This window comes from Aeromonas sp. s3 (assembly GCF_040907805.1).
Classification (GTDB): domain Bacteria; phylum Pseudomonadota; class Gammaproteobacteria; order Enterobacterales; family Aeromonadaceae; genus Aeromonas; species Aeromonas dhakensis.
On record NZ_JBFOCQ010000006.1, the window covers coordinates 1 to 12,795 of the forward strand.

General features: G+C 61.7%; 12 protein-coding genes and 1 riboswitch. Of the genes, 5 read left to right on the forward strand and 7 right to left on the reverse strand.

The features are described 5' to 3' along the window. The first annotated feature begins 343 nt into the window (after positions 1-343). From AB5Y98_RS00690 to AB5Y98_RS00705, 4 genes are all read left to right on the forward strand, one after another. The gene (locus AB5Y98_RS00690; protein ID WP_042050247.1) at positions 344-796 is read left to right on the forward strand and encodes a pullulanase; all 453 of its coding nucleotides are present in this window, start codon (positions 344-346) and stop codon (positions 794-796) included. A gap of 208 nt (positions 797-1,004) precedes the next feature. Next, entirely contained in the window at positions 1,005-3,152 is a 2,148-nt protein-coding gene (locus tag AB5Y98_RS00695) for an adenosylcobalamin-dependent ribonucleoside-diphosphate reductase (RefSeq protein ID WP_368231074.1), read from the forward strand. A 10-nt stretch (positions 3,153-3,162) separates the two neighbouring features. Further along, positions 3,163-3,846: an NrdJb gene (locus tag AB5Y98_RS00700; protein ID WP_095593376.1), complete on the forward strand. Its 684-nt coding sequence runs from the start codon at positions 3,163-3,165 to the stop codon at positions 3,844-3,846. Between the two features lie 186 nt (positions 3,847-4,032). Next, a complete protein-coding gene (locus AB5Y98_RS00705; protein ID WP_017763817.1) occupies positions 4,033-5,403 on the forward strand; it encodes a PhoH family protein in 1,371 nt (456 codons plus the stop codon). Between the two features lie 68 nt (positions 5,404-5,471). Here AB5Y98_RS00705 and AB5Y98_RS00710 read toward each other — a convergent pair whose 3' ends face one another. From AB5Y98_RS00710 to thiB, 4 genes are all read right to left on the reverse strand, one after another. Beyond that, positions 5,472-5,648 carry a hypothetical protein gene (locus AB5Y98_RS00710; protein ID WP_368231076.1) on the reverse strand — a complete coding sequence of 59 codons (177 nt, stop codon included), beginning with the start codon at positions 5,646-5,648 and terminating at the stop codon, positions 5,472-5,474. 3 nt (positions 5,649-5,651) lie between these two features. Then, complete coding sequence (gene thiQ, locus AB5Y98_RS00715; protein WP_368231078.1) at positions 5,652-6,359, reverse strand: thiamine ABC transporter ATP-binding protein; 708 nt, start codon at positions 6,357-6,359, stop codon at positions 5,652-5,654. Positions 6,360-6,430: 71 nt separating this feature from the next. After that, positions 6,431-8,053 (reverse strand): thiamine/thiamine pyrophosphate ABC transporter permease, encoded by a 1,623-nt coding sequence (thiP, locus tag AB5Y98_RS00720; protein WP_368231396.1) that lies wholly within the window; start codon positions 8,051-8,053, stop codon positions 6,431-6,433. After that, on the reverse strand, positions 8,050-9,030 hold the full coding sequence (gene thiB / locus AB5Y98_RS00725) for a thiamine ABC transporter substrate binding subunit (protein ID WP_368231080.1): 981 nt from the start codon (positions 9,028-9,030) through the stop codon (positions 8,050-8,052). The genes thiP and thiB overlap by 4 nt, the downstream gene beginning before the upstream one ends. 51 nt (positions 9,031-9,081) lie before the next feature. Then, positions 9,082-9,172: riboswitch (TPP riboswitch) on the reverse strand. A 91-nt stretch (positions 9,173-9,263) separates the two neighbouring features. Between thiB and AB5Y98_RS00730 the strand changes: the two genes are divergently transcribed. After that, the gene (locus AB5Y98_RS00730) at positions 9,264-9,554 is read left to right on the forward strand and encodes a PilZ domain-containing protein (protein ID WP_005304376.1); all 291 of its coding nucleotides are present in this window, start codon (positions 9,264-9,266) and stop codon (positions 9,552-9,554) included. 74 nt (positions 9,555-9,628) lie between these two features. On the opposite strand, the gene AB5Y98_RS00735 is transcribed toward AB5Y98_RS00730, so the two are convergent. From AB5Y98_RS00735 to leuC, 3 genes are all read right to left on the reverse strand, one after another. Then, positions 9,629-10,558: a transglutaminase domain-containing protein gene (locus tag AB5Y98_RS00735; protein ID WP_368231082.1), complete on the reverse strand. Its 930-nt coding sequence runs from the start codon at positions 10,556-10,558 to the stop codon at positions 9,629-9,631. A 116-nt stretch (positions 10,559-10,674) separates the two neighbouring features. Beyond that, positions 10,675-11,274, reverse strand: a complete 600-nt coding sequence (gene leuD / locus AB5Y98_RS00740; protein WP_368231084.1) for a 3-isopropylmalate dehydratase small subunit — start codon at positions 11,272-11,274, stop codon at positions 10,675-10,677. A 99-nt stretch (positions 11,275-11,373) separates the two neighbouring features. Next, positions 11,374-12,771 carry a 3-isopropylmalate dehydratase large subunit gene (gene leuC, locus AB5Y98_RS00745; RefSeq protein WP_368231086.1) on the reverse strand — a complete coding sequence of 466 codons (1,398 nt, stop codon included), beginning with the start codon at positions 12,769-12,771 and terminating at the stop codon, positions 11,374-11,376. Positions 12,772-12,795 lie beyond the last annotated feature (24 nt).

The following is a 12,795-nucleotide window of genomic DNA, read 5'->3' on the forward strand; positions in this document are numbered from 1 at the left end:
TGTAGCGCCGATGGTAGTGTGGCATTCGCCATGCGAGAGTAGGACACTGCCAGGCACCCAATTGAAGAAGCCCGCTCATCTGAGCGGGCTTTTTTTATTGCCTGAAATTCAGCCATTTCTCCCCTAAGTGCAGTTCAGCTGTTCGATCTGCAACCACCTTACTCACATTGCTTCTTGTGCAGTTTGCCCATTACGGGGCTGATATTTGTCCATCAATTCAATTGTTGAGCAGAAAAAGCACGGAATGTGATGCCTCTACCTTTCTTGCGATGCTCGCTCTGCTTTAATTCGTCAGCCCACGTTCGATGGGCCAAGGAATCACAATAATCTGAGGAATGGACACATGTTCAAAAGAACAGTAACGATGATGCTGGCGGCGGGAACCCTGGTATTAGGCGGTTGCGCATCCAATGGCGGCGCGGATCAAGCGGCGGCGGACAACAGCGATTTCGGTGGCAAGTCCATCTACCTGCGCGGGGAGATGAACGACTGGATGGCAACCGATGCGAGCAAGGTGGTCAAGGTGGCCGACAAGCTCTATATGGCCAAGGGAACGCTCAAGAAAGAATGGGCTCCTTACAAGTTCAAGTTTGCCGACTCCGGCTGGAGCTGCGGCACCAACTTCGGCTACAAGAGCCCAAGCGATGGCGTTGCCGTGCTGGGTGGCGAAGCCGTACCGGTCAATCCCTGCTCCAAGTATGAGGACATGAAGTTCTCACCGGATGTGGATGGTGTCTATGAGTTCTATCTGAATATGGCTGGTGACACCCCGACCGTATACGTCAAGAAGCCCTGATCTGCGACGGGAAGCGAGCTTCCCGAGCAATGACGCGATGTAATGCCCCGGATCAGTATCCTGCTGGCCGGGGCATTTGCTTGTGGCAGACATGACCAGAAAGCGCAAATAATTACTATATATTGTGATTTTACCTTCTCTGTTGGCTATATGTAGTAATGGCTGTTACTGTCATGAGGTCGCGGCATATCCAGGAGGTTGATTGAACATGGCTAAATCACATCCGGTGCGAGAGAGCGAAAGCGGCTTTCGTCAGATCCCTCTGCAGGAGACTTCCCTCGAGATCTGGGACAGCAAGTACCGGTTCAAGAGCAAGGACGGCACTCCCATCGATGGTGCCATCGATGACACTTACCAGCGGGTTGCCCGCGCTCTCGCCGCGCAGGAGCATGACTCTGATGCTTGGTATGAGCCCTTCCTGTGGGCTCTGCGCCATGGTGCCATTCCTGCTGGCCGCATCATTTCCAATGCCGGCGCATTCGAGCACAAGCCTGCTACCTCCACCATCAACTGCACCGTGTCCGGCACCATCGAGGATTCGATGGACGATATCCTCGGCAAGGTGCACGAGGCGGGGCTGACCCTGAAGGCCGGTTGCGGCATCGGCTATGACTTCTCGACCCTGCGCCCGCGCGGGGCCTTTGTCTCCGGCGCCGGGGCCCATACTTCTGGCCCGCTCTCCTTCATGGATATTTACGACAAGATGTGTTTCACCATCTCGTCGGCGGGAGGGCGTCGTGGCGCCCAGATGGGCACCATGGATATTCGTCATCCCGATGTGGTCGAGTTTATCCAGGCCAAGCGGGAGGATGGCCGCCTGCGCCAGTTCAACCTCTCCCTGCTCATCACCGAAGAGTTCGTCAAGGCGGTGAAAGAGGATGCCCCCTGGCAGCTTATCTTCCCCTACACCGCCAGGGAGGTGGGGCAGGATGGTATTGCGCTGGATGATCCCGCCCAGGTGGTCTGGGCCGACTGGCCCAACAAGGAGGGGGTTGTCGTCAACGCCTTGGGACAGGTCGCCTGCAAGGTCTACAAGACGCTGCCGGCCCGCAGGTTGTGGAACGTCATCATGACTTCCACCTACGACTACGCGGAGCCCGGTTTCATCCTGATCGACAAGGTCAACGAGATGAACAACAACTGGTTCTGCGAGGAGGTCCGGGCCACCAACCCCTGTGGCGAGCAACCGCTGCCTCCCTATGGGGCCTGCCTGCTGGGATCCGTCAACCTGACCCGCTTCGTGCGCGATCCTTTCACCGAACAGGCCGCCTTTGACTGGCCCGCATTTCGCAAAGTGGTGGCCATTTTCACCCGCATGCTCGACAACGTGGTGGAGATCAACCAGCTGCCGCTGGCCAAGCAGCGCGAGGAGATCATCAGCAAACGCCGTCATGGCATGGGCTTTCTCGGCCTCGGCTCGGCCCTCACCATGCTGCGGATAAAATATGGCTCTGCTGCCGCAGTCGCTTTTACCGAACAGGTATCCCAGGAGCTGGCCATGACCGGCTGGCGCGAGTCCCTGGCCTTGGCGAAGGAGAAGGGCCCGGCCCCCATCATGGAGCAGGAGTTCGAGGTGACCGGCAAGCTGCTGCGACTGCGCCCCGAGATGGCGGCAGACGGCATCAAGCCGGGCGACAAGGTAAAGGGCAAGGTGCTGCACGCGCGCTACAGCCGCTACATGCAGCAGGTGGCCGAGGTGGATCCCGCCCTGGTTGCCGAGCTGGCCGAAGTGGGGGGGCGTTTCACCCACCACAGCAGCATAGCGCCGACCGGAACCATCTCACTCTCGCTCGCTAACAACGCCAGCAACGGTATCGAACCTAGCTTTGCCCACCACTACAGCCGCAACGTCATCAAACCGGGCAAAAAGAGCAAGGAGAGCGTGGATGTCTACTCCTACGAGTTGCTCGCCTACCGCGAGCTGGTGAATCCGGCGGCCATGCCCTATGCCGAAGATGAGGTGACCCGGCTGCCGGACTACTTCATCACCGCCGATGTCATCACGCCGGCGCAGCATGTGGACATTCAGGCGGCAGCTCAGCGCTGGATTGATTCATCCATCTCCAAGACTGCCAACGTGCCGACCGACTTTCCGTTCGAACAGTTCAAGAACATCTACCTCTACGCCTCGGATTCGGGGCTCAAGGGCTGCACCACCTTCCGATTCAATCCGGTAGCCTTCCAGGGCGTGCTGGTGAAGGAGCTGGATCTGGAGAAGACCCTGTACGAGTTCACCCTGGAGGATGGCTCCGTCATCACGGCGAAAGGGAATGAGGAGATCGAATACGATGGCGAGCTGCATACCGCCGCCAACCTCTACGACGCCTTGAAAGAAGGCTATTACGGCAAATTTTGAGGACGAGTTCATGGTCAAGAAGATCGACGGGAAGATCGTCGCCTACCAGGTGAAAACCCGGGACGAGCCGCAAGCAGAGCCGGCCCAGCAGGATGCCGTGGTACAGATGCACGAGACCGTGCTGCGGCCGGAGCGGCTGATGGGCACCACCTACAAGCTGAAGACCCCCGAGCATGTCTCCGAGCATTCGCTGTTCATCACCATCAACGACATAGTGCTCAATGAGGGGACGGTGCACGAGACCCGCCGGCCATTCGAGATCTTCATCAACTCCAAGAGCCTGGAACATTACCAGTGGATAGTGGCGCTGACCCGCATCATCTCGGCGGTGTTTCGCAAGGGGGGTGATGTCACCTTTCTGGTGGAGGAGTTGCGCTCCGTGTTCGATCCCAAGGGCGGCTACTGGAACAAGGGCAAGTACGTACCGTCCCTTATCGCCGAAATTGGCAACGTGATCGAGACCCACCTCACCGAGATCGGCATGCTCAAGGGGGCCGGGCTGGATGAGCACCAGCAGGCGTTTCTGGCCGGCAAGCAGGCGGAGATCCAAGCCGCGCAAGAAGCCGACGAGCAGCAGGCTGGGAGTGGTTTTCCCCCCGGTGCGGCGCTCTGCTACAAGTGCCACAGCAAGGCGCTGGTGCAGAAAGATGGCTGCATGACCTGCCTTAACTGCGGCGACTCCAAGTGCAGTTGAACCCTTGAGGGCCAGTAAAGGCCAGCTGCTGTTTTTCTGCGCAAACACGCGGGGTGCCCAAGTGATTTGTTGCGTGATGGTAAAATCGGGCGTAGCGTTGGAGGTAATAAAACTGTCACGGCCGTGTGGTTTCAATGACATCTGAGATTCACACACGTGGCACCTTCAGTGCCAAGGAGGATGCTTATGGACAATACGGACCGAAAGCTGTTTATCCTGGATACCAACGTTCTGCTTCACGAACCCCTCGCCATCTACTCCTTCAAAGAGCACGACGTGCTCATCCCCATGACGGTGCTGGAAGAGCTAGACAACATCAAGGATCGCCACAAGGATGTCAGCCGTGATGCGCGCATCGCCATCCGGGCGCTGGAGGACGTGTTCCGCGACGCGACACCCGAGCAGATAGTGCAGGGGGTGGCGCTGGCCGGCGAGGCGAGCGGCCACATCTCCATCTTCAGTGACCACCATCTGCCCCAGGATGCCGAGGTGTTCACCGACAAGGAGGCCGACAACCGCATCATCAACGCGGCCCTCTACCTGCAAAAACACGAGTTGAAACGGCAGGTGGTGCTGGTCACCAAAGATATCAACATGCGGCTCAAGGCCAAGGGTGCCGGGCTTGCCCACGTCGAGGATTACCGCAGCGACCAGCTGATCGACGACATCAGGCTGCTCGCCAAGGGCTTCCAGACGGTACCAGGCAGCTTCTGGGAGCGGGTCGGCGAGTGTGACAGCGAGACCCATGGCCGCGATACCGTCCACGTCATCGATGCCAAGCTGCTGGAGGGGGTTCACGTCAACCAGTACCTGATCGATGAAGAGAACTTCTTCGCCGCCCGGGTACTCAGCCACGACAACCAGAAGATCCGCATCAAGGATCTGGGGCGCGAGCGACTGATGTCCCGCAAGGCGTGGGGGGTGCATCCGAAGAACGTCTATCAGGGCATGGCGCTCGATGCGCTGCTCGACCCGCACATCGATCTGGTGATCCTGACCGGCCCGGCGGGCTGCGGCAAGACACTGCTGGCCATGGCCGCCGCCCTGGAGCTGGTGATCGAGAAGGGGATCTACGAGAAGGTGATCGTAACCCGTAATACTCCGGAAATTGCCGAGAGCATCGGCTTCCTGCCCGGCACCGAAGAAGAGAAGATGATGCCCTGGCTGGCTGCGGTCACCGACACCCTGGAGGTGCTGCACAAGCAGGACGAGAACATGAGCGGGTCCCTCAGCTACATCATGGAGAAGGCCAACATCCAGTTCAAATCGGTCAACTTCATGCGCGGGCGCAGCATCCAGAACACCTTCGTGCTGCTGGATGAGTGCCAGAACCTGACTGCATCCCAGATCAAGACCATCATCACCCGCTGCGGCGAGGGCACCAAGATCGTCTGCTCCGGCAACCTGGCCCAGATCGACTCCAACTACCTGAGCCCGGTGACCTCGGGTCTGACCTACATAGTCGAGCGTTTCAAGGACTTCGATGGCAGTGCCAACATTTTCCTGAACGGGGTGGTGCGCAGCAAGCTCGCCTCCTTCGCCGAGGAAAACCTCTGATCTGACTATCCATCCTCATATGAAAAGGGGAAGCCGACTGGCTTCCCCTTTTTTGATCCCGTTGCCGGTCACAACTCCTTTGTGCGGCCAAGGTAGCGCAGTAGCCCGGGGGGGTCGCTGTTTTGCAGTATGTCGGGTTTGCCTTGCAGGGCGATGCGCCCCTCGTCGATGAACAATACCTGGTCGGCGGAATCAGCAGGACATCCTCCGGCCTGATAGTGGGAGACCATCAGCTTGTTAGCCATTCATTATGGCGCTAGCGCACGGCCAAGGTAGCGCAGCAGCCCGGGGTGGTCGCTGTTGTGCAGGATGTCGGGTTTACCTTGCAGGGCGATGCGCCCCTCGTCGATGAACAATACCTGATCGGCGATGAGCTGGGCATCTTCCGGGTTGTGAGAGACCATCAGCACGGTAATGCCCTGCTCGCAGGCGAGCCGGGCCACCTCTGCCAGCATCTCCCGGCGCAGGGCCGGATCGAGCGCCGAGAAGGGCTCATCCAGCAGCAGCAGCGGCTTGCCCCGTACCAGGGCGCGGGCCAGCCCGACCCGTTGCTGCTGGCCACCGGAGAGCTGTTCCGGCAGGCGCGTGAGCATCTCGCCGAGGCCGACCCGGTTCGCGGCATCCTTCACCTGAGCCCGCTGAGCGGCGTTCAGGCGCAGGCCGGGGTGCAAGCCGATGGCGATATTGTCGAATACCGACAGGTGCAGGAACAGGTTGTGATCCTGAAACAGGGTAGTCACGGGCCGTGCGGCTGGGCCCAGCGGCAGCAGATCTTCACCATCGAAGCTGAGGGTGCCTGATTCTATCGGCACGAAACCGGCGATCATGCCGAGCAGGGTCGACTTGCCTGCCCCGCTCGGGCCTATCAGCGCGGTGATCTCCCCCTTGGGCAGGGTGGCGCTGAAGCTGACGCGCCAGTCCGGGTAGCTGGTCACCAGCGTATCAATGTTCAGCATGTTTTCCTCTCAAGGGGGCGTTTGAGCGGCCAGCACAGCCGCCGAGACGGTAGCACCGGGTCTTTTGTCTCTCAATGGTCGGCATGCTTTCCTCCAAGCCCCCGCTCTACCAGCCAGAACAGGGAGAAGCAGAGGGTGAGCAGCAGCAGGGCGGTGGCGGCCGCCTCGGTCAGCCGGTAGCTGCCGAGCTGCTGATAGAGCAGCCAGGGCAGGGTGGTGAGCTCCTGGCTGCCGAACATGGCGATGGCGCCGAGATCCCCGAGCGACAAGATCATGGCCAGCGCCGCCGCCTGGCCCAGCGGACGGCGCAGCAGGGGCCACTCAACCAGTCGCAGGCGATGCAGGCCGTGTACCCCCAGGCTGTCGGCCAGCCGGTCGTACTGGCGTACTACCAGCTGCATGGGGGCGGAGAGGGTACGCAGCACATAGGGCAGCGCCATCAGGGCGTTGACCAGCACCACCAGCCAGGGGCCGAGGGCAAAGACATCGGCAAATGGCATGCACAGGATGAAGAGGCCGGTGGAGAGCACCACCGCCGGGATCATCAGGATCACCGAGCCACTGGTCTCCCACAGGGCGGCGGCCCGCCGCTTGTGCTCCCGAACCCGCAGATGGCGGCTGGTGAGCAGCAGGGCGCTGCCGAGCAGGGTGGCCAGGCTGCCCGCCGCCAGCGCAATCAGCAGCGACTGGCCGCTGGCCAGCCACAGCTTGCCTGAGGTCAGGGCATCCGGCAGGCCGGGATTGAGGCCGGCCACCACTATGGCCAGCAAGGGGGGCAGGAATACCGCCAGCCCGGTGGCAAGGGCGAGGGCATCCACCAGGCCGCTGCCCGGCTGATGACGGTCCGGTCGCAGACAGGGGCGATGAGAGGTGATCCGGCTGGCCGGGCTGCTCTGCAGCTTGTGCTGCAGCATCAGCAGGGCGGCGGTCAGGATGAGCTGGACCAGCGCCAGTCCGCCGGCGGTGGCGAGATCGAAGTCAAAGCGCAGCGCCTGATAGACGGCCACCTCCAGGGTGGTGGACTTGGGGCCACCCCCCAGCGCCAGCACGGTGGCGAAGCTGGTGAAGCAGAGCATGAAGATGAGGCTGGCCAGCCCTGGCAACTGGGCCCGGATCAGCGGCCACTCCAGCAGTCGGAAGATATGGGAAGAGCGCATGCCGAGCTGGTCGGCGAGGCGCCAGGAGGATTCTGGGATGCTCTCCAGGCTCTGCAGCAAGAGACGCGCGGCCAGCGGCATGTTGAAGAAGACGTGGGCCAGCAGGATGCCGAACAGGCCGTAGAGGTAGTTGCCGGGAGCGAGCCCGAACCCGTGCAGCAGTTGCGGCAACCAGCCCTGCTTGCCATGCACCGCGACAATGCCGAAGACGGCGATGATGACCGGCAGTACCAGCGAGAGGCCGAACAGCTTGATGAGCAGGGTGCGCCCCGGAAAGCGGCGCCGCGCCAGGGCGCGGGCCACCGGAATGGCCAGTCCCAGGCTCAGCAGGGTGGAGAGCAGCGCCTGCCAGAGGCTGAAGCCCAGCACGTGGCGCAGGTAGGGATCGGCCAGCAGGGTGCGAGGGGCTAGCCCCCCTGCCTGCCACAACAGGGCCGCCAGCGGCCCCAGCGACAACAGCAGGATCAGGACGGTGGCGGCACTGCCCGGCAGCCACCAGAGCAGACGCGTCCCAGGTTTCACGAAGAGACGACTCACTGGGTAACGGCTTGCAGCCACTCGCGGATCCAGCCCTTGCGATTGGCGGCCACCTCGTCAGAGCTGAAGGCGAGCGGCTTAGCTACGGTGATCATCTGCTCGAAGCCCTTGGGCAGCGGTGTGTCGATCACCGGATACATCCAGTTGCCAGTCGCCATCTCGTTCTGGAAGGCGGGGCTTATCATGAACTGCAGGAACTGATCCGCCAGCTTGCCCTGCTTGGCATTTTTGAGCTTGGCGGCCACTTCCACCTGACGGTAGTGCCCCTCTTCAAACGCCGCGGCCTGATACTGGGACTTGTGCTCGGCAATCAGGTGATAGGCGGGTGAGCTGGTGTAGGAGAGCACCATGTCCGCCTCGCCATCGAGGAACATGCCGTAGGCCTCTGACCACCCCTTGGTGACGGTGACCGTCTTTTTGGCCAGTTGCTCCCAGGCGGCGGGGGCCTGGTCACCATAGACCGACTTCATCCACAGCATCAGCCCCTGGCCCGGGGTGGAGGTGCGGGGATCCTGATAGATGATCTTGAGGTCGGGCCGCGCTACCAGCTCTTTCAGGCTCTTGGGGGGCTGCTTGAGCTTCTCCTTGTCGTAGACGAAGGCGAAGTAGCCGTAGTCGTAGGGGACGAAGGTGTCATCCTGCCAGCCGCCGGGCACCTTGAGGCCATCCAGCTTGGTGGCGTGAGCGGCGAACAGGCCGCTCTGCTTGGCTTCACTGACGAGGGCATCGTCCAGCCCCAGCACCAGGTCGGCCTTGCTGTGTTTGCCCTCCAGTCGCAACCGATTGAGGATGGCCACGCCATCTTCGAGCGGCACCAGATTGAGGGTACAACCGCACTCCTTCTCGAAGGCCTGTTTGATCTTGGGACCGGGTCCCCACTCGGCAGTGAAGGAGCTGTAGGTGTAGACGGTGAGGGTATCCGCCGCGAAGGCCTGAACGGAGAGCAGGCCGGTGGCGACCAGCAGCAGGGTTTTCATGGGTGGCACTCCCTTTAGCAATGAGGTGCCAGCGGATGAGGGCGCAAAAACGAGCGCCATGCCTCAAATTCCTCCGCCAGCATTATCTGGATCAGGTTCACGGGTATAATCTCAGCGGTAGACCGCACCCCGTTTGAGAAACGCACCGCATTGTATTAACGTTCTTGGGGGGAGGCCAGCACAATTGTTCCTGCGGGCCAGCGAGACGGATCAGCTCAACAGAGGATGTTTGCGTGATCACCAGCACCAAGGAAAGACGCGCCTTCCAGCGCATGATAATCAATGCTCCCGTCACCATCTTCCAGCAGCAGCAGGTGCTGGAGGGGGTCTGTCGGGATCTCAGCGCCAACGGCATGGGCATCTCGGTGCCGGAGCACCAGCTCGATACGACCCAACCCATCCGGGTGAGCCTGGCCACCAACAACAACCTGTTGCCCCCCTTCGAGGCGCAGGCCCGCATCATCAGGGTACTGGAGGAGGAGGACGGGCTCTTGCTGGCCATCGAGTTCCAGTCTCTCGCCTGATCTACCCATCTCCCTGCTTCTCTCGGCCAGCTTGCGCTGGTCGCTTTCATTTTGGTGTTTAGACGTTCTACCACCTATTTGTCGGCGCGAACCGGCTGCACGCTGAGCTGCTTGCTGTCGATGAAGGTCTTGCTGGTCGGGGCCAGCTGGCCCATCGCCAGCTGGGCCGGGCCGGTGGGTTCCATCAGCAGGTAGGTTTCCCCTTCCCAGCTCAAGGTGGCCTCGCCCGGCTTGGCCGGCAGCACCACTCCGAGCAGGGCGTGACCCGGTACGAACACCATGGCCTGTTTCAATTCGGGAAAGAGCTGGGCCAGCATGGCGGTCATCAGGGTCACCTTGCTGTCGCAGTCGCCCTGATTTTGCTCCAGTACCTGGCGCGGACTGAGAAAGCCCTTGCCCTGGCGGCCCGACTGGCTGTCGAGCAGTTGATAGGGGATGGCCTGAATGAAGTCGAGCATCTGGGCCGTGGTCTTCTGGCGCGCCTCGGTCTCGGTACTGCCCTGCTGCTTGAGCTGTTCGGCCAGCGGCGCCAGTTCGCTGCGGCTCTCCAGCGCGATCCGCACGTGATCCTGCTTGATGGCGGCGGCACCGTCGGGGGCGGTGAACGGCTGAAAATAGTGCAGCTTGAGCCACTCTGCCTCCTGCTTGTCGCGCTGCTGGGTGAGCCAGCTCATAGCCTTGGCGACCTGTTCGGGCTGACGGCCCTTGAGCCTGAGCTCCATCTCGGGGCGGGAGAGGGAGAACTGCACGGCGGGGAACTCGGCCACTCCCTGCTGCAGCAGGCTCTGCAGCACGTCCTCCTGCATGCGGGCCGACCGATAGGCGATGAGCGGCGGCAGCTTGCCTGCCTCCAGCCGATAGGTGAGTTGCTGCACCTTGCCCTCCTTGTCCTGCCAGCCGACGTTGAGCTGACCGCCACTGCTGTTGAAATAGGTCTGCCCGGCGCAGACCGGCAGCGCCAGCCAGAGGCCGCAGAGCAGGGGGAGGGCAAGCGTCATCTTCATCAAGCTGTCTCGTCGGGTATGCAGAAGTGGCGGGCCATGGCGTGCACCTAGGCCTGACAATAAAACAGGGAGCCAAGGCTCCCTGTTGATTCTACTAGTTTTTTGCAACTGGCTGCTTAAATCCAGCTCGGCTGTTTCGCCTCGAAGGCGCTGATGGCGGCCTCGTGCTGCAGGGTCAGGCCGATGGCATCCAGCCCGTTGAGCAGGCAGTAGCGACGGAACTCATCGATCTCGAAGTCGAACGTGAGGCTACCTGCCCGCACCTGATTGGCTTCCAGGTCCACTTCGATCTCGATGCCCGGCTGGGCGGCGACCAGCTGGAACAGGGCGTCGACCTCTTCCTCCTTCAGGCGCACCGGCACCATGCCGTTGTTGATGGCGTTGCCGTAGAAAATGTCGGCGAAGCTCGGGGCAATGATGGTCTTGAAGCCGTAATCCGCCAGCGCCCAGGGGGCATGCTCGCGGCTCGAGCCACAACCGAAGTTCTCGCGGGCCAGCAGGATGCTGGCGCCGGCGAACTGCGATTGGTTGAGCACGAACTCGGGGTTGGGCTGCAGACCGGCATCGTCCAGGAAGCGCCAGTCGTGGAACAGGTGCTTGCCAAAACCGATGCGATTGACCTTCTGCAGAAACTGCTTGGGAATGATGGCGTCGGTGTCGACGTTGGCGCTGTCGAGGGGAACGACGATCCCTTTATGCTGTTTGAAACCTGTCATGTACGTTCCCTCTTACAGTGCACGAATGTCGGCGAAGATGATGTCGGTGACGGCGAAGGGCCGTCCGTGTTGTTTGAATGCTTTCATCCTCAACCCCTCTTACAGCGCGCGAATGTCGGCGAAGCGGCCGATGACGGCGGCGGCGGCGGCCATGGCCGGGCTCACCAGGTGGGTGCGGCCGGCACGGCCCTGACGCCCTTCGAAGTTGCGGTTGCTGGTGGAGGCGCAGCGCTCTCCCGGTTGCAGCCGGTCGTTGTTCATGGCCAGGCACATGGAGCAGCCGGGCAGGCGCCACTCAAAGCCTGCCTCGATGAAGATCTTGTCGAGCCCCTCGGCTTCGGCCTGGGCCTTCACCTGCTCGGAGCCCGGCACCACCAGCGCCTGCACGCCAGCGGCGACCTTGCGACCGCGGGCGATGGCGGCGGCAGCGCGCAGATCCTCGATGCGGCTGTTGGTGCAGGAACCGATAAACACCTTGTCGATGGCGACCTCGGAGAGCTTCTGACCCGGTTGCAGATCCATGTAGGCGAGGGCCTTGCGGGCGGATTGCTGCTCCATCAGATCGCTGAAGGATTCCGGCGCCGGAATGGGTTCATTGACGGCGATCACCTGACCCGGGTTGGTGCCCCAGGTCACCTGAGGGGCGATGTCGGCGGCGTCCAGCACCACTTCGGCATCGAATCTGGCATCGGCATCGCTCTTGAGGCTCTGCCAGTAAGCGATGGCCTGCTCCAGCGCCTCGCCCTTGGGGGCGAACTCCTTGCCACGGATATAGTCGATGGTGGTCTGGTCGGGGGCGATCATGCCCGCCTTGGCACCGAGCTCGATGGCCATGTTGCACACCGTCATGCGCCCTTCCATGGTGAGCCCTTCGATGGCCTCGCCAGCGAACTCCACCACATAGCCGGTACCGCCGGCATGGCCGACCTTGCCAATGATGGCCAGCACCACGTCTTTCGCGCTGATACCTTCGGCCAGTTTGCCGTTGACCGAAATGCGCATGGTCTTGGCGCGACCCTGTTTCAGGGTCTGGGTGGCCATCACATGCTCCACCTCGGAGGTGCCGATACCGAACGCGAGCGAGCCGAAGGCGCCGTGGGTGGCGGTGTGGGAGTCACCGCAGACGATGGTGGTGCCGGGCAGGGTGATGCCGAGCTCGGGACCCATCACGTGGACGATCCCCTGGTACTTGTGGTTCAGATCGTAGAGGCGAACCCCGAACTCCTTGCAGTTGGCGGCCAGCGTCTCCATCTGGATGCGGGCCATCTCGCCGGAGGCGGCGATGTCCTTGGTGGTGGTGGAGACATTGTGATCCATGGTGGCCCAGGTCAGATCCGGGCGACGCAGCTGGCGGTTCATGGCGCGCAGGCCGTCGAATGCCTGCGGGCTGGTCACTTCATGCACCAGGTGACGGTCGATGTAGATGAGGGGGGTTTCCCCTTCCACTTCCCGCACCACGTGGGCGTCGAATACTTTCTGATAGAGGGTCTTGGCCATTGCTCGGTTTCCTTGTTATCTATG

What these genes read in the sequence shown, in the direction of transcription:
- AB5Y98_RS00690 (WP_042050247.1), top strand. Translation starts at nt 344, where the DNA reads ATGTTCAAAAGAACAGTAACGATGATGCTGGCGGCGGGAACCCTGGTA.
- AB5Y98_RS00695 (WP_368231074.1), top strand. Translation starts at nt 1,005, where the DNA reads ATGGCTAAATCACATCCGGTGCGAGAGAGCGAAAGCGGCTTTCGTCAG.
- AB5Y98_RS00700 (WP_095593376.1), top strand. Translation starts at nt 3,163, where the DNA reads ATGGTCAAGAAGATCGACGGGAAGATCGTCGCCTACCAGGTGAAAACC.
- AB5Y98_RS00705 (WP_017763817.1), top strand. Translation starts at nt 4,033, where the DNA reads ATGGACAATACGGACCGAAAGCTGTTTATCCTGGATACCAACGTTCTG.
- AB5Y98_RS00710 (WP_368231076.1), bottom strand. Translation starts at nt 5,648, where the DNA reads ATGGCTAACAAGCTGATGGTCTCCCACTATCAGGCCGGAGGATGTCCT.
- thiQ (WP_368231078.1), bottom strand. Translation starts at nt 6,359, where the DNA reads ATGCTGAACATTGATACGCTGGTGACCAGCTACCCGGACTGGCGCGTC.
- thiB (WP_368231080.1), bottom strand. Translation starts at nt 9,030, where the DNA reads ATGAAAACCCTGCTGCTGGTCGCCACCGGCCTGCTCTCCGTTCAGGCC.
- AB5Y98_RS00735 (WP_368231082.1), bottom strand. Translation starts at nt 10,558, where the DNA reads ATGAAGATGACGCTTGCCCTCCCCCTGCTCTGCGGCCTCTGGCTGGCG.
- leuD (WP_368231084.1), bottom strand. Translation starts at nt 11,274, where the DNA reads ATGACAGGTTTCAAACAGCATAAAGGGATCGTCGTTCCCCTCGACAGC.
- leuC (WP_368231086.1), bottom strand. Translation starts at nt 12,771, where the DNA reads ATGGCCAAGACCCTCTATCAGAAAGTATTCGACGCCCACGTGGTGCGG.